Genomic DNA, 22,423 nt, shown 5'->3' on the forward strand with positions numbered 1-22,423 from the left:
CCTCTCCTTTTGCCGCCCTTAAATGAATGCACCGCCCGGAGGCGGTGCATTGAAGCGTCACTGACAGATCAGGTCAACTGACCATGGCAGTGCTTGTATTTCTTGCCGGAGCCGCAGGGGCAGGGATCGTTGCGACCGACCTTCTGCTCATCCCGCACGAAGGTGGTGTGACCCTCTTTGGCATCTGCCTCTTCATCGGCCAGCTGGCTCTCTGCGGCAGCATGGGTGTAAGTGTGGGGAGCGGCTTCCGCCTGTTGGCGTTGCTGTTCTTCCAGCGCCTCCACATCACGTCCCTGCACCTGTACCCGGCTCAGTATGCTGACCACGTCGCGCTTGAGGGTTTCCAGCATCTGGGTGAACAGATCGAAGGATTCGCGCTTGTACTCCTGCTTGGGGTTCTTCTGGGCGTAACCGCGCAGATGAATACCCTGACGCAGGTGATCCATGGCCGCCAGATGCTCCTTCCACAGGCCATCCAGGGTTTGCAGCATCACGGCTTTCTCGAAGTTGCGCAGCACATCGATACCAACCATCTCCTGCTTGTGGGCATAAAGCTTGTTGGCTTCGTCCAGAATGCGCTCGCGCAGCTTCTCTTCATACAATTTGTCATCTTCCGCCAGCCACTGCTGCAGCGGCAGATCCAGCGCGAAGTCGGCCTTCAGACGCGCTTCCAGACCCGGTACATCCCACATCTCTTCCAGCGACTGGGGCGGAATGTACTCGTCGATCACGGCGCCGTAGACGTCGTCACGGATGACGTGAATGGTCTCGGAGATGTCGTTGGTGTCCAGCAGCTCGTTGCGCTGCTCATAGACCACCTTGCGCTGGTCATTGGCCACGTCATCAAACTCGAGCAGGCTCTTGCGGATGTCGAAGTTGCGACCTTCCACCTTGCGCTGGGCGTTTTCGATGGCCTTGGTCACCCAGGGATGCTCGATGGCTTCGCCCTCTTCCATGCCCAGCTTCTTCATCATGCCGGTGACACGATCGGAGGCGAAGATCCGCATCAGGGTATCTTCCATGGAGAGATAGAAGCGCGAGGAACCGGGGTCACCCTGACGACCGGAACGACCGCGCAGCTGGTTGTCGATGCGACGGGATTCGTGGCGCTCGGTACCTATGATGTGCAAACCACCGGCAGCCAGCACGGCATCGTGGCGGATCTGCCAGGCAGCCTTGATGTCGCTGATCTGCTCGTCGCTCGGATTCTCCAGCTGGGCAATCTCTGCCTGCCAGTTGCCACCCAACACGATATCGGTACCACGACCGGCCATGTTGGTGGCGATGGTGACGGCACCGAGTTGACCAGCCTGAGCGACTATCTCCGCTTCCATGGCGTGGAACTTGGCGTTCAGCACCTTGTGCGGGATCTCCTCCTTGGTCAGGATACCGGAGAGCAGCTCGGAGTTTTCGATGGAGACAGTACCCACCAGCACCGGCTGACCACGGGAGACGCAACCGCGAATATCTTCGACGATGGCAGCGTATTTCTCCTGGGCGGTCAGATAGACCAGATCGCCCATGTCTTTGCGCACCATCGGCTTGTTGGTCGGGATAACGACGGTATCCAGACCATAGATCTGCTGGAATTCAAAGGCTTCGGTATCCGCAGTACCCGTCATCCCCGCCAGCTTGTCATAGAGACGGAAGTAGTTCTGGAAGGTGATGGAGGCCAGCGTCTGGTTCTCGTTCTGGATCTTGACCCCTTCCTTCGCCTCGACGGCCTGATGCAGGCCATCGGACCAGCGACGGCCCGGCATGGTGCGACCCGTGTGTTCGTCGACGATGACGATCTCGCCTTTTTGCACTATGTAGTCGACGTTGCGCTCAAACAGGGTGTGAGCACGCAGACCGGCATTGACATGGTGCAGCAGGCTGATGTTGGTGGCGGAGAACAGGGAGTCCTCTTCTGCCAGCAAACCCTCTCGCTTGAGCAGCTCTTCCACGAAGATCTGGCCATTTTCGGTCAACAGGGCCTGACGGTTCTTCTCGTCCACCGTGTAGTGACCTTCACCCGTGTACTCCTCGGTGTCTTCCTTGTCCTGCTTGATCAGCTCAGGGATCAGCTTGTTAACCTGGATATAGAGGGCTGAGCTGTCTTCGGCCGGACCAGAGATGATGAGCGGGGTACGAGCTTCATCGATGAGCACGGAATCCACCTCATCCACCAGCGCGTAGTTGAGCGGACGCTGCACGCGCTGCTCCGGCGAAAACGCCATGTTGTCGCGCAGGTAATCGAAACCGAATTCGTTGTTGGTACCATAGGTGATGTCGGCGGCGTAGGCGTCACGCTTCTGGGACGCATCCATGCCTGGCACGTTGCAATCGACCGTCATGCCGAGGAAGGTGAACAGGGGGCGGTTCGCCTCGGCATCGCGCCTGGCCAGGTAGTCGTTGACCGTCACCACGTGCACACCGCGACCGCTCAGGGCGTTCAGATACGCCGGCAATGTCGCCGTCAGCGTCTTGCCTTCACCGGTTTTCATCTCGGCGATGCGGTTGGAGTCAAGCACCATGCCACCGATCAGCTGCACGTCGAAGTGACGCATGCCAAACACCCGGCGGGAGGCTTCACGCACGGTGGCGAACGCTTCCGGCAGCAGCTGCTCCAGCGTCTCACCCTGCTCCAGACGCTGACGATATTCAGCTGTCTTGGCCTGCAACTCGCTATCGGACAGGGCCTCGTACTGAGGCTCCATCGCATTGATCTGTTTTACAATTTTGCGCAAAGCCTTGAGCGTTCTGTCGTTCCGGCTGCCGATAATCTTGGTGAGCAGTGTGCTAATCATGGGTACCAACTATTTCTGGTTATATACATGTTCCGTCACTGGAACCTGGAGAAAAAAACCTAACCCCGTCTGGCATTAAGAAAGCGTGCGGGGTTGACCTGACGACCGTCTTTCAACACTTCGTAATGCAAATGGACCCCGGTCGCGCGACCGGTGCGTCCCATCAAGGCAATCTTCTGGCCCTGATCGACCAGGGTGCCCACTTCGACCAGCAACTTGGAGTTGTGGGCATAGCGGGTCACCAGACCATTGCCATGGTTGATCTCCACCATGTTGCCAAATTCCGGATGGCGGCCTGCCCAGCTGACGACGCCCTGGCCTGTGGCCAGGATAGGAGTACCGGGCTTGCCACGGAAATCCACCCCTTTATGCATCTTGGCGCGACCGTTGAACGGATCGACCCGACCACCGAAGCCAGAGGAGACCCAAACCCGCTCCTGCTTGACCGGCGATCCGGAAATAAAACCGGCATCGGTTATATGGTGATTCATGATGAAAGATTCAAGTACCGACAGCTGCTCTTCACGACTGCCGAGCTGCTGGCTGAGATGCTTCATGGAATCCTGCAACTCATTGAGGTTGACTTCCAGATCCGCATCATAGGAAGGGCCGCCCATGGGGGGCAGCTCCTTGAAATTGAACTCCTCGGGATCGAGGTCTGCCTGCTCGGTCAGCCGCTCGCCGAGCGCATTGAGACGACCCAGCTGCCCCTGCATGGTGCCCACCTGGGCGGCCAGCATGGCAAGCTGTTCGCGGGCTTCATCGGCCCCTTGCGTGTTTTTTTGCTGTTCGGCCATGGCCAGCGCGACTGTCAGCGCCTCCATTTTCTGGTGCCAGCTCTGCCAGAGCCAACCACCGCTCAGGGCCAATACAGTGAAGAGGATACCGCCGACCCAGGCCAGACGTTGTTTGGGTAAGTGCAACTTGCGTCGCTGCTTGCCGTTGAGGATCAGGGTAATGCTCATAGAAATCTGTCTGCTCGGTCAGGTGAGGCCAGGAGCCAGCACGGGGAATAAAACCGGGAGATAATCGGTATTAAAGGATGGAGTCAATAAATGACGGAACGTCGGTGCGGAGAGAGGACCGACGTTCCGTTGCACAGCTATCAGGCCAGAACCAGACCGTTATCGTAGTAAGCGATGGGCGCTTTATCGCCCTCACCCTCGAAGGTCACCAGTTCCCAGGCCTCCTGCTTGGCCAGCAAGGCACGCAGCAGCATGTTGTTCAGGGCATGACCCGTCTTGTAGGCACGGAATTCGCCAATGATGCTGCGGTTACACATGTACAGGTCACCGATCGCATCCAACATCTTGTGTTTGACGAATTCGTCTTCATAGCGCAGACCATCTTCGTTCAGTACCCGATAGTCATCCAGCACCACGGCGTTTTCCAGGCTTCCGCCCAGCGCCAGGTTCTGGGAACGCAGGTACTCGATGTCACGCATGAAACCGAAAGTACGGGCACGACTGATCTCTTTCACGAAAGAAGCACCGGAGAAATCCAGCACGCAACGCTGGTTGCGTCCTTCAAATACCGGATGCTGGAAATCGATCTCGAGATCCATCTTGAAGCCATTGCGATAAGGGTGGAATTCCGCCCACTTGTCGCCGTCTTCAACCCGGATGCTCTGCTTGATCCGCACAAACTGCTTGGCCGCATTTTGCTCACGGATACCGACTTCTTGCAGCAGGTAGATAAAGGGGTGCGCACTGCCGTCCATCACCGGGATCTCGGGTGCGTCAACCTCGACATAGAGGTTGTCGATCCCCATTCCGGCCAGCGCGGCAGAGAGGTGCTCAATGGTAGAGACACGGACACCGGCTTCGTTGACCAACGCGGTACAAAGCACGGTATCGCGCACCTGATCGGCATTGGCTGGCAGCGCCACCACAGGATCAAGATCGGTACGCAAGTAAACGATCCCTGTGTTAACAGGCGCCGGACGGAACGTCATTGTGACTTTCCGGCCCGAATGCAGGCCCACACCAGTGGCCTGGACACTCGTTTTCAAGGTTCTTTGTCTAATCATGGGCGTATCCGCTTAACAGCTCATATTCCGGACCAGATGGTCGTGGCAGGCCATCTTAGCACATTCCTTAAACAACAAACAAACTAGTGCCATTAGGGGCTTAGTCAGCTTGCTTGCGCAGGAACGCAGGAATATCGAGATAATCCGGTTCGCGACGAGCTTGCGGCTCGGCGTTGACCACCTTGGCCGGGGCCTCTTCCATCACGCGAGACTGCAGGGCTTCGCTGATCAGGGGCTGACGGGCCGGACGCTCTTGTACCATGTTGTTCTTCACCAGCGTGATGTCGGGCTTGCGCTCGGCACCGATACCGGTGGCAACCACGGTCACACGCAGTTCGTCGTGCATTTCCGGATCGATAACGGTACCCACCACAACGGTGGCGTTCTCGGATGCGAAGGCCTTGACCGCGTTACCCACGGTTTCGAACTCTTCAATGGTCATGTCCATGCCTGCGGTGATGTTGACCAGGATGCCACGGGCACCGGCCAGATCCACGTCTTCCAGCAGCGGGCTGGAGATGGCTTTCTCAGCCGCTTCTTCGGCACGGTCATCGCCGGTGGCGGAACCGGTACCCATCATGGCGGTACCCATTTCACGCATCACGGTACGCACGTCCGCGAAGTCGACGTTGATCAAGCCCGGACGGGTAATCAACTCGGCAATGCCCTGTACCGCGCCCAGCAGTACATCGTTGGCAGCCTTGAAGGCGTCCAGCAGGGAAATACCGCGACCCAGCACCTTCAGCAACTTGTCGTTGGGGATGGTGATCAGGGAATCGACATTCTTGGAAAGCTCTTCGATGCCGTGGGCGGCGAAGCCCATCCGCTTCTTCCCTTCGAAGGAGAACGGCTTGGTTACGACAGCAACTGTCAGTATGCCCATCTCGCGGGCTACTTCGGCCACGATCGGCGCTGCGCCTGTCCCGGTACCACCACCCATGCCGGCGGCGATGAACACCATGTCAGCACCGGTCAGCAGCTCACGCAACGCTTCCCTGTCTTCCATGGCCGCATCACGACCCACTTCCGGATTGGCTCCGGCGCCCAGACCCTTGGTGATGCCACCGCCGATCTGCAGAGTGGTGTTGGCACTGGAGTTACGCAGAGCCTGGGCGTCGGTGTTGACGGTAATGAACTCGACACCTTCGATGTTTTGACGAACCATGTGCTCGACCGCGTTACCGCCGCCGCCACCTACACCGATCACTTTAATGACGGCTTCGTCAGTGTGGCTATCCATAAATTCAAACATGTTGTCTCTCCGCTTTATTTGCCTGACTCAGCAAAATTCTTAAAACTCGCCACGCAACCAGTTGCTGACCCGTTTGACCAGCCCACCGACGCTTGCTTTGGCGGCATATTCCTTGTTACTGCCTGAAGATTGATGGGTGCGGCCGTACTGCAATAGCCCGACCGCGGTCGAGTACACAGGCGCCTGCACATAATCACTCAATCCCCGTATATTCATGGGCTCCCCTACCCGGACCTGGCTCTGGAAGATCTGCTCTGCACACTCCACAATGCCTTCGATCTGGGCAGCGCCGCCAGTCAAAACCACACCGGCGGCCAACTGATGCTTGACCCCCTGCGCTTTCAATTCGCTTTGTACCCGCACCAGCTCATCATTCACCATGGAGAGCAACTCGGTGTAACGGGGTTCAATCACTTCGGCCAGTGTCTGCCGTTGCAGGCTACGCGCCGGACGACCGCCGACACTGGGTACTTCAATATTGTCTTCCTTGCTGACCAGACGGCCGAGGGCGCAGCCGTAGCGCACCTTGATCGCTTCTGCGTCCAGCGGCGGCGTGCCGAAGGCGTAGGCGATGTCGCTGGTCACAGTGCTGCCAGCGTAGGGGATCACCTTGGTATGGCGCAGGGCACCGCCGGTAAACAGCGACATGTCCATGGTACCGCCACCTATGTCCACCACGCAGACCCCCAGCTCCTTCTCGTCTTCGGTCAGCACGGCATAGCTGGAAGCCAGCGCGGAGAAAATCAGCTGATCCACCCGCAGACCGACCTTCTCCACACATTTCTCGATGTTGCGGGCCATGTCGTTGTGGCAGGTGATCAGGTGCACCTTAGCTGCCATACGGACCCCGGACAGACCGACCGGGTTCTTGATGCCTTCCTGATAGTCGATGGCAAACTCCTGGGGCAGCACATGCAGCACCCGCAGCTCATCGGACAAACGCACCGACTTGGCGGTGTGGATGACGTTATCCACGTCCTCCTGGGTCACCTCCTCATCGGAGATGGGCACCATACCGGTTTCGTTGCGGCAATCGATGTGCTTGCCGGACAGCCCCAGATACACGGAGCTGATCTGGCAGTCGGCCATCATCTCGGCCTCTTCCACCGCACGACGCAGGGACTTGACCACGGAATCAAGATCGTTGACCCCGCCCTTATCCATGCCACGAGAGGCGTGACTGCCCATGCCGATGACATTGAGCTCACCGTCTGGCAGCACTTCGCCAACCAGAACCGCCACCTTGGTTGTGCCGATATCCAGTCCGACAATCAGATTTCTATCTGCGGTTTTGGTCATTCACTTTCTCTTCGTTCTTCTTCCAGCCAACTGCCATTCCGGTGTCGTATCGAAGATCCACATAAGCAACCTGCTCACGGGGTTCGATGATCGGAAAAGCATCGATAAACCGCTGCAATCGAAGCGCTATATCCGAGCGCCCCAAAAACAGCTGAATGTTGCCATCCAGGGTCAGTTCCCAGGCATGGCGGGGAGTCAGATTCACTCCCAGCAGCTTGTATCCCTTGGCTGCCAGCTGCGCCTCGTACTGACGGCTGGCTTCCAGTACCTTAACGGCCTGATCTTCCGGCCCGGATAGCTGCATCAGGGGGGTCTTCACCCTGTCCGGCGCACTGAACACCTCACCCTTGGTATTGACGAAGCGGTTGCCATTCCAGCGTGCCGCTACCGCCTGCTCGGTGAGATAGACCTTGATCTTGTTTGGCCACTTCTTGCGTACAGAGACCTGGGCCACCCAAGGCAAGGCATTCAATCGCGCCTGTAATTCGTTTACATCCAACTCGAAGAAGTTACGCAGCTCGGCACCATCCAGCACGGCGTTACGCAACTCGTCGGTCTGCAAATACTGGTGCTGCCCCTGCAGCAACAACTCGCTCATGGGCAACCGATTGGCATCCGTCAGCCAACCTTTAACATCCAGCGCTGTCTGGTAGAAGCCCCACATGACCAGGATGAAAAATGCCACCCCTGCGATGAAGCCACCCTTGGTGCGCCCTTGTGCCCTTGCCTCCACCCGATCTTTCCCCGTTTAACGCGCCATGCCGGCCCTTTACAGACCGGTCCGCCATTATATAGGCCCCGGCTTGGCGGTCAAAATACTGATTGGGCCCTCAGGCGCCGGATTTCATGCTCTCAATGCTCAATTTCATCTCGCCGAGACGGCGTGCCAGCGCACCGACGTTCCCCGCCCCCTGGGTCAACACCAGGTCCCCCTCTCCGACCAGTCCTGCCAGCACTGAGGGTACGTCGTCCGGAGTCGCGACAAAGATGGGCTCCAGGTTGCCACGGGAGCGGATGGAACGGCACAGGGCGCGGCCATCAGCCCCCGGTATGGGCTCTTCACCGGCGGCATAGACCTCCAGCATCACCAGCACGTCTACCTTGGAGAGCACATCGGCGAAGTCCTCGTAGAGGTCGCGGGTGCGGGTATAACGGTGCGGCTGGAATACCATGACCAGGCGCTTCTCGGGCCAACCGGCGCGAGCGGCATTGATGGTGACCTTCACTTCGCTCGGGTGATGACCGTAATCGTCCACCAGCATGGCCTTGCCGCGGCCAGTCTCGAATTCACCATATTGCTGGAAGCGGCGACCCACGCCTTCAAACTTGGCCAGCGCACGGATGATGGCATCATCGCCGATCCCGTCTTCGGTAGCGACCGCAATCGCTGCGGCGGCATTGAGCGCATTGTGGATACCCGGCAGGTTCAGGGTCACTTCCAGCTCACCAGCGCCTGCTCGACGGACCCGGAAACGGCTGCGATTGCTGGTCTGCACAAAGTCCAGCACCTGTACGTCAGCATCATCGCAGAGACCATAGGTAATGGTCGGGCGGGCGATCTCGGGTAGCAGGCCACGGATCACGGGATCATCCACACACACCACGGCCAGACCGTAGAAGGGCAGGTTGTGCAAAAAGTCGATGAAGGTGGCTTTCAACCGGGAGAAGTCACCGCCGTAGGTATCCATGTGATCCGCTTCGATGTTGGTCACTATGGATACCATCGGCTGCAGATGCAGGAAAGAGGCGTCACTCTCGTCCGCTTCGGCGATCAGATAACGGCTGCTGCCCAGGCGGGCATTGGTGCCGGCGCTGTTGAGCAGGCCGCCGATGACGAAGGTTGGATCACGCTCAGCCTCGGCATAGATGCTCGCCACCAGACTGGTGGTGGTGGTCTTGCCGTGGGTGCCGGCGATGGCGATGCCATGGCGGAAACGCATCAGCTCGGCCAGCATCTCGGCGCGGCGCACCACCGGGATACGCAGCTCGCGGGCGGCCAGCAGCTCCGGGTTGTCCTGCTTGATGGCGGTAGAGACCACCACCACACTCGCCTCGCTCACATGCTCGGCGCTGTGGCCGACGAAGATATGAGCCCCCAGCGACGCCAGCCGCTCGGTCACCGCATTGCGGGCCAGATCCGAGCCTGTTACCTGATACCCTTCGTTGGCAAGCACCTCGGCGATCCCGCCCATACCGGCGCCACCTATGCCGATAAAGTGGATGCGACGCACGCGACGCATTTCGGGGATCACAGTACGCAGTTTTGCCAGTTCAACCTTGGTCATAATGTTCTCTCAGTCTGCCCAGTGGCGAGTCGTTTACACTCATCGGCTACCCGCTCGGCGGCATCGGTAATCGCGACGCGACGGGCAGCTTGGGCCATGTTCAATAGGGTTTCTCTGCGTCCGGCAAGCCAGCTGAGGCGTGCGGCCAGCGAGGCCGTGGTCAGCTCGGATTGGGGCAGGAATTCAGCACCGCCGCCATCGACCAGGGTCAGGGCGTTGCGGGTCTGGTGATCATCCACCGCATGGGGCAGTGGCACAAAAATGGCGGCCACTCCGGCTGCAGCCACTTCGGAGACGGTCAGGGCCCCCGCGCGGCATACCACCAGATCGGCCCAGGCATAGGCATCAGCCATGTCTTTGATGAATTCGCTCACCTCGGCCTCAACGCCCTGATTGGCATACTCCTGCGCGACAGCCTCCCGGTTGCCCTTGCCGCACTGATGGCGCACCGCGATGGGGACACCGGCAGCGGCAACGGCTGGCGGAACCTGTTCGTTGAGCACTCGGGCCCCCAGGCTGCCACCGACGATCAGCAGGTGCAGTGGCTCTGCGCCGCTGCGTAGCTGCGGATCCGGCAAGGCAACCACCTCAGGGCGTACCGGATTGCCCACTACAGCGGTACGACGGCTAGGCGCAAACGCCCCCGGGAACGCCATCAGCACCCGCTGGGCAAGGCGAGCCAGCAGCTTGTTGGTCAGGCCGGCCGCCGCATTCTGCTCGTGCAGCAGCAAGGGGATGCCGGACAGCCAGGCTGCCACGCCACCCGGGCCGGAGGCAAAGCCCCCCATGCCGAGCACTACGTCAGGCCGTATGGTCTTGAGCACTCGGCGCGCCTGCAGCACGGATTTGACGATGCGATAGGGGGCTGCAAGCAGACGCTTGATGCCATTGCCACGCACCCCCTGAATGTCGATGAAGGAGATGGGATAACCGTGGGCAGGCACCAGTTCGGCCTCCATCCGGTCGGCGGTGCCGAGCCAGTGGATGGTCCAGCCCTGGGCCTTGAGGCGATCTGCCACGGCCAAGCCGGGGAATACATGGCCCCCGGTTCCGCCCGCCATCACCAACAGAGTCTTGCTCACGAAACCTCCCGCACGCGCGCCTGAGCACTGGCCTGACGCAGCTCGAAATCGATACGAATCAACATACTCACCGCCACCATCATGATGATGAGACTGGAACCACCGTAACTGACCAGCGGCAGGGTCAGCCCCTTGGTGGGCATCATGCCGCTGGCAGCACCGACGTTGACGAAGGTCTGGAAGCTGAACCAGATGCCAATACCGATGGCCAGGTAGCCTTCATACAAGCGCTCGGCCACCAGTGCCTGGTGCCCCAGCTTGAGTGCCTTGAACGCCAGCGCGAAAATGAGGAAGAGCGCGCCCAGCACGCCCACATAGCCCAGCTCTTCGCCCAGGATCGCAAACACGAAGTCGGTATGCGCCTCCGGCAGGTACTCCATCTTCTGAATGGAGTTGCCAAGTCCCTCGCCAAACCAGCTGCCACGACCGAACGCCATCAGTGACTGGGTCAGCTGGTAGCCGCTGCCGAACGGATCGGCCCAAGGGTCGAGGAAGGAGGTTACCCGTCGCATCCGGTAAGGCTCGACGATGATCAGGGTCACCACGGCTCCCACCCCCACCAGGATGAGGCCGATGAACTGCACCAGCCGCGCCCCCGCCAAGAACAACATACCCAGCGAAGTGACAAACATCACCACCACGGATCCCAGGTCGGGCTGAGCCAGCAGCAGTATGGCCACCACGAACAACACAGCCATCGGCTTCATGAAGCCGATGAAGCGCTCGCGCACCTCGTTCTGGCGGCGCACCAGGTAGCCCGCCAAATAGACAAACAGGGCCAGCTTGCCGAACTCGGCCGGCTGCAGGTTGAAGGGGCCGAGCGGCAGCCAACGGATGGAACCGTTGACGCTGCGCCCCACCAGCAGCACCAGCACCAGCATGATGATGGCAAGCACCAGCATGGGGCCGTTGTAGTGTTGCCAGCGGGCCATGGGCACTTGCAGCACGAACCAGGAGATGCCGAGCGCCATCACCAGGAAGAGGCCGTGGCGCTTCACGAACATGAAGGGATCGTTGTTGATGGCGATCCCCTCCGGGATCGAAGCCGAGGCCACTATCACCAGACCCACCGCCATCAATGCCAGTGCCAGCACCACCAGTTGCCGATCGTAGAGGCCTGCCGGGCGCGCAGGTAACAACCAGCGTTTCAGCACACCTGCGACGGCGCTAAGGGCGTTCATAAGGTTCGTACCAGCTCGGTGAAACGATCACCGCGCGCTTCAAAAGACGTGAATTGATCCAGGCTGGCGCAAGCAGGCGCAAGCAGCACCCAGTCACCAGGTCTGGCATCGGCGGCAGCCTTGGCAACGGCGGCCTCGAGGGAGGCGACCTGCTCGGTCTGCTCGCCCAGAGCCAGCAGCACCTCGGCATCCTGACCGAAGCAGTACATGTGATCGATCTGGCTGCCGAGCAGCGCCTGCACGGGACCAAAGTCCTGGCCCTTGCCCTGACCACCGGCCAGCAGCAGCAGGCGGCCCTTCACCGATTCACGCACACCGGCCACGGCGGCCAGGGTCGCCCCCACATTGGTGGCCTTGGAATCATTGATCCAGCGCACCCCGTTCACCTCCCGCACGAAGCGGGCGCGGTGGGGCAGGCCTTCGAAGCGGCGCAGCACGGCCAGTTGTGGTTCGCGGGGAATGCCGACCGCATCGCACAGAGCCATGGCGGCCAGGGCATTCGCCTGATTGTGGGCACCGACGATCTTCATGTCGTCCACCGCGAGCAGTGGCTCCCCGTGCAGGGTCAACCAAGGGCGTCCCTCCAGCAGGCAGCGGCCATAGCCGTTGCAGTCGAGGCCGAAGCTCTGCCACACCTGACCCACATCGGGCAGGGTCTGGGCATCGTCGCGGTTGATCAGGATGTGCTGGGAATGCTGATGGATCTCCATCTTGGCGGCGCGGTAGTCGGCCATGCCCTGATAGCGATCCATGTGGTCCTCGGAGAGGTTGAGCACCACGGAAGCGGCGGCACGCAGGCTGTGAGTTGTCTCCAGCTGGAAGCTGGAGAGCTCCAGCACACAGAGATCCATCGGCTGCTTGAGCAGCTCCAGCGCCGGGATCCCTATGTTGCCACCTACGCCGACCTTGAGGCCCGCCTCGGCAATCATCTCGCCCACTAGCGTGGTGACAGTGCTCTTGCCGTTGGAACCCGTGATGGCGATGACTGGCACCTGGACCTCGCGCACGAACAACTCGATATCGCCGACGATGCTCACCCCGAACTCGGCCGCGGCTTTCAGCTCGGGGGTCGCCAGGGCGATGCCCGGGCTCGCGACTATCATGTGCGCCTGCCTGAGCAGATCGCCGTCAAGTCCCTGGATCAGTGCTACCTCTGCGGGCAGTTGATCCTTGCCCGGCGGGTTGGCGCGGGTATCCATCACCAAAGGCGTGACACCACGGCCGAGGAAGTAATCGACGCAGGAGAGTCCGGTTTTGCCGAGTCCTATGATGATGACCATGGCTTACCTCACCTTCAGGGTGGCGAGACCGAGCAGCACCAGCATGAGGGTGATGATCCAGAAGCGCACGATGACGCGCGGCTCCGGCCAGCCCTTCTTCTCATAATGGTGATGGATCGGAGCCATGCGGAAGATCCGCACGCCACGCAGCTTGTAGGAGCCCACCTGCAGGATCACGGAGACAGTCTCCATCACGAAGACGCCCCCCATGATCACCAGCAGAAACTCCTGGCGCACCAGCACGGCTATGGTGCCGAGCGCGCCGCCAAGAGCCAGGGAACCTACGTCCCCCATGAAGACCTGGGCCGGGTAGGTGTTAAACCAGAGAAAACCCAGACCCGCCCCGACAATGGCGGTACAGACGATCACCAGCTCGGAGGTATAGGGCACGTAGGGAATGTGCAAGTAGTTGGCGAAGTTGACGTTGCCGGTGGCCCAGGCGATCAGCGCGAACCCCCCAGCCACCATCACGGTCGGCATGATGGCCAAGCCGTCCAGTCCGTCGGTCAGGTTGACCGCGTTGGAGGTACCGACGATGACAAAATAGGTCAGCACAATGAACATCAGACCGAGCTGCGGCATCACATCCTTGAGGAAGGGCACCACCAGCTGGGTCTGACCATCGTGGGTGGCCGTGGCGTAGAGAAACACAGCCACGCCCAGCGCGACCGCCGACTGCCAGAAGTACTTCCAACGGGCGATCAGACCGTCGGTATTCTTGCGCACCACCTTGAGGTAGTCGTCGGCAAAGCCGATGGCACCGTAGGCACCGAGCACGAACAGCACCAGCCAGACATAGGGGTTGTCGAGACGGCTCCAGAGCAGCACGGAGATGAAGATGGCCGCAATGATCATCAGGCCGCCCATGGTCGGGGTGCCTTTCTTGCTCAGGTGGGACTCGGGACCGTCGTTGCGGATCACCTGGCCGAACTTCATGATCTGCAGACGGCGGATGAGGTGTGGCCCCATCCAGAGCGCCACCACCAGGCCGGTGATGATCGACAGGATGGCGCGAAACGTCAGGTAGGAGAAGACGTTGAAGAAGGTGAAATGCGGGGTGAGCAGTTCCGCCAGCCAGACTAGCATGTGGCTGACTCCTGACGGTCAACGACCATCTTGACGATATCTTCCATGCGGGAGCCGCGGGCGCCCTTGACCAGAATCGAAATTTCTTGATGTGTATTTATCATTTGCGCAAGCACTTCAAACAACGACGCCTTGTTATCGAAATGTCGGCCAACCGCGGCATCTGCGGTCTGGCGACTATGTTCTCCTACTGTCAGCACGGCATCCAGACCGCACTCGCGGGCATGACGGCCCACCCGGGCATGTTGCTCGGCAGACTCATCACCCAGTTCCCGCATGTCACCAAACACCAGTACCTTGAAGCCGCTCATGGCGGTCAGGGCATCAATGCCCGCCAGCACGGATTCCACGCTGGCGTTATAGGTATCATCTACCAGTGTCAGACCGCCCCAGCGCTGAACGCAGAAGCGTCCCTTGACCGGCGCCATCTGCTCCAGCCCCGCCTTGACGGAGTCGAGGGATGCACCGAGGGCCAGACAGCCCGCAGCGGCAGCCAGCGCATTGGCCACATTGTGGCGACCGGGGATCGCCAGGGTCAGTTGCAACTCGCCCTGTGGGGTCACCAGCACAAATTCGGCGCAGCCTTCATTGTTAAGCACCACGTTTCGAGCGTGGTATGGCTGGCTCTGGTCTTCGATGGAGAAGGCGTTATGGATGCCGCGCTCCCGCCACTTCGGCCAGAATTCGTTATCAGCGTTGACAATGGCGCTACCGCCCTCGCTCAGGCCTTCAAAAATTTCGCTCTTGGCGTGGAAAATCCCTTCAAGAGAGCCAAATCCCTCCAGATGGGCGGCCGCCACGTTGTTGATGATGGCGGCATCAGGTTTGGCCAGTGACGTGGTCCAGGAAATCTCACCCTTGTGGTTGGCGCCCAGCTCCATCACCGCAAACTTGTGCTGCGGCTCGAGCCGCAGCAGTGTCAGCGGTACACCCACTTCATTGTTGAAGTTGCCGGCGGTGGCCAACACCTCTCCTTCATGACGCAGGATAGCGGTAGCCATCTCCTTGACCGTGGTCTTGCCGCAGCTGCCGGTGATGGCCAGCACTTTAGGATTGATGCGCTCGCGCACCAGCTTGCCAAGGCGGCCCAGCCCCTTGAGGCTGTCGCTGACAACCAGCTGGGGAATGGTCAGTGGCAATTCCCGCTCCACCAGCAGGGCAGAGGCCCCTTCGGCAACGGCCTGATCGCAAAAATCGTGGGCATCGAAGCGCTCACCACGCAGCGCAACAAACAGGGCGCCCTTTCCCAGGGTGCGGGTGTCGGTACTCACAGCCGTGATCTCGCCGTCGCCACCGATCAGACGGGCATCGAGTACCTGCGCCAGCTCGGCAAGCCTGAGGGTCATCATGTGAATGACTCCAATAATGTGTGCAAGGCGACCACGACGGTTTCCCGGTCGCTGTAGTGCCGCTTGTCGGTTCCAATGATCTGATAATCCTCATGACCCTTACCGGCCACCAGGATGATGTCCTGTTTGCTCGCCTGACCGATGGCCAGCGCAATCGCCTTGACCCGGTCGTGCTCCACCTGCACCGCAGCAGGATCGCGAAGACCCGCCACCATGTCGGCCATGATCCGGGCCGGCTCCTCGGTACGGGGATTGTCGTCGGTCAGGATCACGCGATCCGCATACCGTTCAGCCATGGCCGCCATCATGGGGCGCTTGCCGCGATCCCGGTCGCCACCACAACCCACCAGACACCAGAGCTGACCTTTGCAGTGCACTCGCAGGGCCTGCAATGCCTTCTCCAGCGCATCCGGGGTATGGGCGTAATCGACCACGGCGAGCGGCGCATTGCCGCCACCGAAACACTCCATGCGGCCGGTCACCGGCTGCAATTGGGGGGCGGTCGCCAGCAACTCGTTGAAGTCGTAACCGAGCACCAGCATGACGCCCATTGCCGCCAGCACATTGCTGACGTTGAAGCGGCCGAGCAAGGGGGCGGATAATACACCATTCCCCCAACTGGAGTTAATCTGTGCGCGAAAACCTTGCTGGTGAAAATCGAGTTGCTGCGCCGTTAACTGACGGCCAACATGATTTTCAATCGGACCATCAACACTGAAGGCTACTGCAGTCGGGTATTTTTCGAGCCACTTGGCGCCAAGCTCGTCATCCCGGTTGATCACCGCATTCGGTGCATCGACCCGTTGCAGCAACAGCTCCTTGGCTGCGCCATACGCTTCCATGGTGCCGTGATAGTCGAGATGATCCCGGCTCAGGTTGGTGAACACGGCCGCCGCGAAAGGCAAAGCCGCCACACGATGCTGCACCAGACCGTGGCTTGAAACCTCCATCGCCACCAGATCCGCCCCCTGCAACTGCAGCTCAGCCAGATTGGCCTGCACCTGCACGGCACTGCCGGTGGTATTTTCCGCTTCGATCAGCTTGCCAAACAAGCCATTGCCTATGGTGCCCATCACGCCAGCCTTGCCACCGAGCAGAGTACGCCAGTTGGCAACCAGCAGCGCCGTGGTGCTTTTGCCATTGGTGCCCGTGATGCCCACCAGTTCCAGCCTGTTGGCAGGCTGTTGGTAGAAGTAACCGGCCAGTTCGGAGAGTCTGGCTGGCAGACTGGGAATACCGATGCAAGGCACGGCCAGCTGAGGCGCGATAAATTCACCATCCTCCTCAAATACAACAGCGGTCGCCCCCTGAGCCACCGCCTGTTCGATAAACCGTCTGCCATCCACCTGATGACCACGAATGGCCACGAAAAGACAACCGGGCCCGACCCGCCGACTGTCCAGCTGGATATCGGTCAGGGCAAGCGCCGGGGCACGGATGCCGAAGGGGCGCAGTAATGCATCAAGTGCGCGGTGCAACATGGGAAGCCTCCGTATGGGCAGGAATGCAGACGCTCACACCGCGAAACAGCATGGAATACGCCCCAGAACAGATGGGATGGAGGGCCAGGTCAAGTGCGCGGTGCAAGGGGGGCCTCCGTACGGGCGAGTTTGGCAGGTACTGCAGGCGGTAACGCATCGGGACGAATATTGAAGAGCTGCAACACCCCGCCCATGGCTTCGGCAAAGGGCGGCGTCGCAACAGCACCACCGTAGTAGGCATCGCCCTTGGGCTCGTTGATCACCACCACCATGACGAAACGGGGGTTGCTGGCCGGGGCAAAACCGGCAAACCAGGCCATGTAATCCTTGCCGTAGCCGCCAGCGACGGCGACCTTGGCGGTACCACTCTTGCCGCCGACCCGGTAACCGGGGATCTGCGCTCTCGGAATGGCATTGCTCACCACGTACTCCAGCGCCTGCAACATGGCGGTGGCGTTGTTGTGGTCGATGACCTGCTCGCCCTTGGGCGGCTCCGTCACCTTGACGATGGAGAGCGGCACCCGCTTGCCCTTGTTGGCCAGGGTGGCGTAGGCGGAAGCCAACTGCAACGGAGTGACCCGCAGGCCGTAACCGAACGAAAGGGTGGCCCGCTCGATATCGGACCAGCGACGACGCTGGGGCAGCATGCCGCTGCTCTCACCCATCAGTCCGCTGCCGGTATCCATGCCGAAACCGACCATGCTGAGGGTATTGATCATCTCCTGCGCCGGCATACGCAGCGCGATGCGCGACATGCCAATGTTGGAGGAGTAGCGCAGTATGTCGTACAGGTTGGTCGCCTTGTGGATGCTCACATCACGAATCTGCTTGGCCCCGATATACAGCGGTCCGCCCGGGATGGTGTCTTTCCAGCTGGTGACGCCTGCCTGCAGGGCACTCAACAAAATCAAGGGTTTGATGGTCGAACCCGGCTCATAGGTATCGGTCACGACCCGGTTGCGCACCCGGAAACTCTGGTACTGACCGCGGTTATTCGGGTTGTAGGAGGGGGTGTTGACCATGGCGAGCACTTCGCCGGTCTTGATATCCAGCATCACCATGGAACCGGAGGTTGCCTTGTTCTCGTCAGTGGCACGCTTGAGAGCACGGTAGGCCAATGCCTGTACCCGCTGGTCGATACTCAGCTGCAGATCGTTCGCGTTCTTGCCCTCCTTGACAAGGCCAAGCCGTTCGATGACCCGGCCCTGCCTGTCCTTGCGCACCCGCATCTCACCCGGGGTCGCGGTCAGCCACTCGTTGTAGCTGCGCTCTATCCCTTCTATCCCGCTGCCATCTATGTTGGTCACCCCCACCAGATGGGCACTGATCTCACCGGTGGGATAGAAACGGCGCGCCTCTGGGCGCAGATAGATGCCACCCAGCTTGAGGCCCTTGATGTACTCCGCCACCGCTGGCGTCACTTGCCGCTGCAGGTAGACGAAGCGCTTGCTCGGGTTGGAGATGCGGTGTTTGAGGGTATTGATGTCGAGCTTGAGCACAGCGGAAAGCGCCAGCCAGGCGCGTTCGTTATGAATAGCGCCAGATTCGTGCACCGTCTTGGGGTCGGCCCAGACGGCCTCCACCGGCACAGATACGGCAAGCTGTTCGCCATTGCGATCGGTGATCATGCCGCGCACCGCCTGGGTGGCGGTGGTCCGCAATGAACGCATGTCCCCTTCCTGGCGCAGCCGATCCGGGTCTATCACCTGGATCCAGGCCAGCCGCAGGATCAAGCCAGCAAACGCAATGCCGATGAAGAACACCAACGTGCGAAAGCGCCACGGATAGAGTGACGGTGCTTTCGTCTTGGGTGGGGCCTTGGCAGATGCCTTGCGTTTCATGGTTGTGTGATTACCTTCTCGGTGGTCACCAGCGGGCGAGCCATATGCAATTTATCCATGGCCAGGCTCGCTACGCGAGAGTGCTCGGCCAACGTCCCCTGCTCCAGCAGGAGGTGGCGCCATTCGATGTTGAGCCGATCCTCTTCCGCCATCAGATCGTTCTGCTGGGCGGTCATGCCACGAGTCATGTTGGTCACTAGGATCACAGCAAAGGCGGTGATCAGCACGGCAACGGCCAGCACGACCTGCAGCTTGTGCCGCCAGAGATCGCCGAGGATCTCCCTGGCCAGATGAACACGCACCTCGCTCATGACTTACTCCGCCAGTCGCTGGGCGACCCGCAGCACAGAGCTGCGCGATCGGCTGTTTTCGGTGACTTCATGCTCGGAAGGTTTGAGCGCCTTGCCGACCGCCTTCAATTTGCGGCCACCGGCCAGCTGGGCCTCGGTCAATGGAATGCCGCGCGGCACCTCGGGGCCTTTCTCGTGCTTGCGGATGAAGTGCTTCACCAGCCTGTCTTCCAGCGAGTGGAAACTGATGACGGAAAGACGCCCCTCGGGTGCGAGCGCCTGCAGGGCACCGTCCAGCGCGGTCTCGATCTCGTCCAGCTCACTGTTGATATAGATACGGATGGCCTGGAAGCTGCGGGTGGCGGCGTGTTTGCCCTTCTCCTTGCTCGGATTGACCCTGGCAATCATCTCCGCCAACTGGCGGGTTCGCACATAGGGCTCGGTGACCCGATCGTGGACGATGGCGCGGGCTATTTTCTTGGCAAAACGCTCCTCGCCGAAGGTCTTCAATACCCAGGCAATGTCATCCACATCGGCGCGAGCCAGCCACTGTGCGGCACTCTGGCCGGAGGTGGGGTCCATCCGCATGTCGAGCGGGCCGTCTTTCATAAAACTGAAACCACGTTCGGCATCGTCCAGCTGGGGGGAGGAAACACCCAAATCCAGCAGAAAGCCGTCTACCTTGCCCAGCAGATCGCGCTCGGCCAGATAGGTGGTAATGCCGGAGAAGGGGCCGTGCACGATTTCGAAACGGGGATCCTGGATCTTGGCAGCCTCGGCAATGGCCTGGGGATCCCGGTCAATGGCGATCAGCCGGCCGTTCGGGCCAAGGTGCTGGAGAATGAGACGAGAGTGACCACCCCGGCCAAAAGTACCGTCGACGTAGATGCCGTCCGGCTTGATGGCCAGCCCTTCAACGGCTTCGTGCAACAGCACTGTGATGTGTTCAGCGGCTTGGGTCATTTATAAAGAAAAATCCTGTAGTCGTGGCGAGCTTGCCCAGTCGTCCTCGGGCAGACCCTGAATGTCATCATTGACCTGTTGTTGCCAGCGGGCTTCATCCCACAGCTCAAACTTGTTGAGCTGGCCCACCAGCATGATCTTCTTGTCCAGCCCGGCGTGGTTACGCAGTGGCTGGCTCAGCAGCAGACGGCCATTGCCATCCAGCTCGCATTCGGTCGCATGGCCGAGCAACAACCGCTGCAAGCGGCGCTCTACGGGGTTCATGCTGGAGAGCATCTTGAGCTTGCGCTCTATCTCTTCCCATTCGTTCAGGGGGTAAAGCAGCAAGCAGGGATGAGCAATATCTATGGTGCAGACCAGCTGGCCCTCGCTTTCGTCGCGCAGCCAATCACGGTACTTGGTCGGAATTGCCAATCGCCCTTTGCTGTCCAGGCTGATGGCGTGAGCACCACGCAACAAATTGCAGTCCCTGAAAATGAGTTAAGGGGGCAAATCGCCCGATAAAAACCACTTTGATCCACTTTTCCCCACCTTGAAGTTTAAGGACGTGCTGAGGGCTTTTCAAGCGAGGATATCGGGCATAGGGAACATATTGACGCAGTGTTTGGGCAGCGCTGATTAAATGAGTTGATTTTCCACGAGTTATTTGAGTTAACGGCAATCTGATTAATTGAAATCAACTAAAAAATAAACAAAGCGGACAAAAAAGACACATTGGAGGCACCCCTCTTTTCTTGGTACTCGATCAGCACTTCAACCATGCATAAAAAATAATAAGCATTTGATTTTAAATATGAAATATCAAAAAAACACTCAACAGAAAACATCACAGCCCAAACGGTGACAATATTTTTCCAGATAATAAAAAAAGAGCCTCGCGATAAATCGCAAGGCTCTTCAGGAAGAGTTCGGAGTCGGCCTGTAAGCCGGGTTCTGTTCCGGGTTGCCCCGGTAGCAATCATTCCTCTAGGCCAGCAATCGCTCACTGGCTCAAGCAACCTACCCGCCCCCAACGCGGGCCGCGCCAATAGGGGCCTATTTGGTCTTGCTTCGGGTGGAGTTTACCGTGCCACGAACTGTTGCCAGTCGCGCGGTGCGCTCTTACCGCACCCTTTCACCCTTACCTGATCCCTTGCGGGCCATCGGCGGTTTGCTCTCTGTTGCACTGGTCGTGGGCTCGCGCCCCCCAGGCGTTACCTGGCACCCTGCCCTATGAAGCCCGGACTTTCCTCCCCTTCGCCCGTCTGTCCCGAAGGACACAACGACGAAGCAGCGATTGCCCAGCCGACTCCGGGCGCGGATTATAGCCTTGTCCGCCGGCCCGGGTAAACCTGCAATTGGCCTTTCCCCGGATTAATAGTGATCGAGACCGTATTTGTAGAGGGCATTCTTCTTGACGCCATGGATCTCTGCAGTCAGGGCTGCCGCTTTTTTCAGCGGCAATTCGGCGACCAGCAGCCCCAGTGTGCGGATAGCCTCGGCGGGCAGCTCTTCATCCACCTTGCTGGCACCGGCGACCACCAGCACGATCTCACCACGGCAGCGGTTATCGTCCTGACCGAGCCAAGTCAGCATCTCGGAGGCTGGCAGACCATGGATGGACTCAAAGGTCTTGGTCAGCTCGCGGCATACCACCACCTTACGCTCCCCCAGAATGCGAGCGATCGCTTCCACCGTATCCTGCACCCGGCGCGGGGATTCATAGAACACCAGCGAGCGGGTGTCTTCGATTACCGCCTGTAACCTATCATCACGCCCCTTGGCCTTCGCGGGCAAGAACCCTTCGAAGGCGAAACGGTCGGTCGGCAGGCCAGCGGCGCTCAACGCCGTGATGGCGGCACAGGGACCGGGCAGCGGCACCACCTTGACCCCGGCCTCACGACAGCGGGTGACCAAGTGGTAACCGGGGTCGCTGATGAGCGGGGTGCCCGCATCCGAGACCAGGGCGACGTTCTTGCCCTCCCTGATCCTGCCGATCAGCACATCGGCTTTCTGCTGCTCGTTGTGATCGTGCAGCGCGAAGGTCGGCACCGAGATTTGGTAATGGCTGAGCAGGATACCGGTATGACGCGTATCCTCGGCAGCCACCAGATCGACACTGCGTAAAATGTCCAATGCACGCTGGGTGATGTCCGCCAGATTACCGATCGGAGTGGGGACTATATACAGGGTTGGGATGTCACTCATGGGATCTCCGAGTGTCCCGACAATTGTGT

At 59.9% G+C, this 22,423-nt stretch carries 18 protein-coding genes and 1 other RNA gene; all 19 read right to left on the reverse strand.

The genetic code is table 11. The annotated features are described in order from the left end of the window. Positions 1-68 precede the first annotated feature (68 nt). Complete coding sequence (gene secA / locus BN1129_RS20380) at positions 69-2,789, reverse strand: preprotein translocase subunit SecA (RefSeq protein ID WP_042039035.1); 2,721 nt, start codon at positions 2,787-2,789, stop codon at positions 69-71. A gap of 59 nt (positions 2,790-2,848) precedes the next feature. Then, positions 2,849-3,754 carry a M23 family metallopeptidase gene (locus BN1129_RS20385; protein ID WP_042039036.1) on the reverse strand — a complete coding sequence of 302 codons (906 nt, stop codon included), beginning with the start codon at positions 3,752-3,754 and terminating at the stop codon, positions 2,849-2,851. 140 nt (positions 3,755-3,894) lie between these two features. After that, a complete protein-coding gene (gene lpxC, locus BN1129_RS20390; protein WP_042039037.1) occupies positions 3,895-4,818 on the reverse strand; it encodes a UDP-3-O-acyl-N-acetylglucosamine deacetylase in 924 nt (307 codons plus the stop codon). Between the two features lie 100 nt (positions 4,819-4,918). Further along, on the reverse strand, positions 4,919-6,070 hold the full coding sequence (gene ftsZ, locus BN1129_RS20395) for a cell division protein FtsZ (protein ID WP_042039038.1): 1,152 nt from the start codon (positions 6,068-6,070) through the stop codon (positions 4,919-4,921). A 39-nt stretch (positions 6,071-6,109) separates the two neighbouring features. Continuing rightward, positions 6,110-7,369: a cell division protein FtsA gene (gene ftsA / locus BN1129_RS20400; RefSeq protein WP_042039041.1), complete on the reverse strand. Its 1,260-nt coding sequence runs from the start codon at positions 7,367-7,369 to the stop codon at positions 6,110-6,112. Further along, complete coding sequence (locus BN1129_RS20405) at positions 7,350-8,102, reverse strand: cell division protein FtsQ/DivIB (RefSeq protein ID WP_042039042.1); 753 nt, start codon at positions 8,100-8,102, stop codon at positions 7,350-7,352. The genes ftsA and BN1129_RS20405 overlap by 20 nt, the downstream gene beginning before the upstream one ends. A gap of 97 nt (positions 8,103-8,199) precedes the next feature. Further along, the gene (gene murC, locus BN1129_RS20410; RefSeq protein WP_042039045.1) at positions 8,200-9,654 is read right to left on the reverse strand and encodes a UDP-N-acetylmuramate--L-alanine ligase; all 1,455 of its coding nucleotides are present in this window, start codon (positions 9,652-9,654) and stop codon (positions 8,200-8,202) included. After that, on the reverse strand, positions 9,651-10,736 hold the full coding sequence (murG, locus tag BN1129_RS20415; protein WP_042039046.1) for an undecaprenyldiphospho-muramoylpentapeptide beta-N-acetylglucosaminyltransferase: 1,086 nt from the start codon (positions 10,734-10,736) through the stop codon (positions 9,651-9,653). The genes murC and murG overlap by 4 nt, the downstream gene beginning before the upstream one ends. Continuing rightward, on the reverse strand, positions 10,733-11,917 hold the full coding sequence (gene ftsW, locus BN1129_RS20420; RefSeq protein ID WP_042039047.1) for a cell division protein FtsW: 1,185 nt from the start codon (positions 11,915-11,917) through the stop codon (positions 10,733-10,735). Before ftsW ends, murG begins: the two co-directional genes overlap by 4 nt. Beyond that, positions 11,914-13,197: a UDP-N-acetylmuramoyl-L-alanine--D-glutamate ligase gene (murD, locus tag BN1129_RS20425; protein WP_042039049.1), complete on the reverse strand. Its 1,284-nt coding sequence runs from the start codon at positions 13,195-13,197 to the stop codon at positions 11,914-11,916. The genes ftsW and murD overlap by 4 nt, the downstream gene beginning before the upstream one ends. A gap of 3 nt (positions 13,198-13,200) precedes the next feature. After that, positions 13,201-14,283 carry a phospho-N-acetylmuramoyl-pentapeptide-transferase gene (mraY, locus tag BN1129_RS20430; protein WP_042039051.1) on the reverse strand — a complete coding sequence of 361 codons (1,083 nt, stop codon included), beginning with the start codon at positions 14,281-14,283 and terminating at the stop codon, positions 13,201-13,203. Continuing rightward, on the reverse strand, positions 14,277-15,632 hold the full coding sequence (locus tag BN1129_RS20435) for a UDP-N-acetylmuramoyl-tripeptide--D-alanyl-D-alanine ligase (RefSeq protein ID WP_042039054.1): 1,356 nt from the start codon (positions 15,630-15,632) through the stop codon (positions 14,277-14,279). Before BN1129_RS20435 ends, mraY begins: the two co-directional genes overlap by 7 nt. Continuing rightward, on the reverse strand, positions 15,629-17,113 hold the full coding sequence (gene murE, locus BN1129_RS20440) for a UDP-N-acetylmuramoyl-L-alanyl-D-glutamate--2,6-diaminopimelate ligase (RefSeq protein WP_042039055.1): 1,485 nt from the start codon (positions 17,111-17,113) through the stop codon (positions 15,629-15,631). Before murE ends, BN1129_RS20435 begins: the two co-directional genes overlap by 4 nt. Positions 17,114-17,202: 89 nt before the next feature. Continuing rightward, complete coding sequence (locus BN1129_RS20445) at positions 17,203-18,954, reverse strand: penicillin-binding transpeptidase domain-containing protein (RefSeq protein WP_042039057.1); 1,752 nt, start codon at positions 18,952-18,954, stop codon at positions 17,203-17,205. Further along, positions 18,951-19,265 (reverse strand): cell division protein FtsL, encoded by a 315-nt coding sequence (ftsL, locus tag BN1129_RS20450; protein ID WP_042039059.1) that lies wholly within the window; start codon positions 19,263-19,265, stop codon positions 18,951-18,953. The genes BN1129_RS20445 and ftsL overlap by 4 nt, the downstream gene beginning before the upstream one ends. Before the next feature lie 3 nt (positions 19,266-19,268). Beyond that, entirely contained in the window at positions 19,269-20,207 is a 939-nt protein-coding gene (gene rsmH / locus BN1129_RS20455) for a 16S rRNA (cytosine(1402)-N(4))-methyltransferase RsmH (RefSeq protein WP_042039060.1), read from the reverse strand. Continuing rightward, positions 20,208-20,666: a division/cell wall cluster transcriptional repressor MraZ gene (gene mraZ, locus BN1129_RS20460; RefSeq protein ID WP_042039062.1), complete on the reverse strand. Its 459-nt coding sequence runs from the start codon at positions 20,664-20,666 to the stop codon at positions 20,208-20,210. It abuts the gene before it with no gap. 447 nt (positions 20,667-21,113) lie between these two features. After that, positions 21,114-21,499: RNase P RNA component class A (rnpB, locus tag BN1129_RS21920), an RNA gene on the reverse strand. A gap of 61 nt (positions 21,500-21,560) precedes the next feature. Then, positions 21,561-22,394 (reverse strand): 16S rRNA (cytidine(1402)-2'-O)-methyltransferase, encoded by an 834-nt coding sequence (gene rsmI / locus BN1129_RS20465; RefSeq protein WP_042039064.1) that lies wholly within the window; start codon positions 22,392-22,394, stop codon positions 21,561-21,563. Positions 22,395-22,423 lie beyond the last annotated feature (29 nt).

It is taken from the genome of Aeromonas popoffii (assembly GCF_000820025.1).
Lineage (GTDB): Bacteria > Pseudomonadota > Gammaproteobacteria > Enterobacterales > Aeromonadaceae > Aeromonas > Aeromonas popoffii.

Bases quoted from the DNA above. Each gene is read 5' to 3' on its own strand.
- ftsL (WP_042039059.1), bottom strand. From the start codon at position 19,265: ATGAGCGAGGTGCGTGTTCATCTGGCCAGGGAGATCCTCGGCGATCTC.
- murC (WP_042039045.1), bottom strand. From the start codon at position 9,654: ATGACCAAGGTTGAACTGGCAAAACTGCGTACTGTGATCCCCGAAATG.
- mraY (WP_042039051.1), bottom strand. From the start codon at position 14,283: ATGCTAGTCTGGCTGGCGGAACTGCTCACCCCGCATTTCACCTTCTTC.
- BN1129_RS20385 (WP_042039036.1), bottom strand. From the start codon at position 3,754: ATGAGCATTACCCTGATCCTCAACGGCAAGCAGCGACGCAAGTTGCAC.
- murD (WP_042039049.1), bottom strand. From the start codon at position 13,197: ATGGTCATCATCATAGGACTCGGCAAAACCGGACTCTCCTGCGTCGAT.
- rsmI (WP_042039064.1), bottom strand. From the start codon at position 22,394: ATGAGTGACATCCCAACCCTGTATATAGTCCCCACTCCGATCGGTAAT.
- secA (WP_042039035.1), bottom strand. From the start codon at position 2,789: ATGATTAGCACACTGCTCACCAAGATTATCGGCAGCCGGAACGACAGA.
- BN1129_RS20435 (WP_042039054.1), bottom strand. From the start codon at position 15,632: ATGATGACCCTCAGGCTTGCCGAGCTGGCGCAGGTACTCGATGCCCGT.
- BN1129_RS20445 (WP_042039057.1), bottom strand. From the start codon at position 18,954: ATGAAACGCAAGGCATCTGCCAAGGCCCCACCCAAGACGAAAGCACCG.
- lpxC (WP_042039037.1), bottom strand. From the start codon at position 4,818: ATGATTAGACAAAGAACCTTGAAAACGAGTGTCCAGGCCACTGGTGTG.
- ftsW (WP_042039047.1), bottom strand. From the start codon at position 11,917: ATGAACGCCCTTAGCGCCGTCGCAGGTGTGCTGAAACGCTGGTTGTTA.
- ftsZ (WP_042039038.1), bottom strand. From the start codon at position 6,070: ATGTTTGAATTTATGGATAGCCACACTGACGAAGCCGTCATTAAAGTG.
- rsmH (WP_042039060.1), bottom strand. From the start codon at position 20,207: ATGACCCAAGCCGCTGAACACATCACAGTGCTGTTGCACGAAGCCGTT.
- ftsA (WP_042039041.1), bottom strand. From the start codon at position 7,369: ATGACCAAAACCGCAGATAGAAATCTGATTGTCGGACTGGATATCGGC.
- murE (WP_042039055.1), bottom strand. From the start codon at position 17,113: ATGTTGCACCGCGCACTTGATGCATTACTGCGCCCCTTCGGCATCCGT.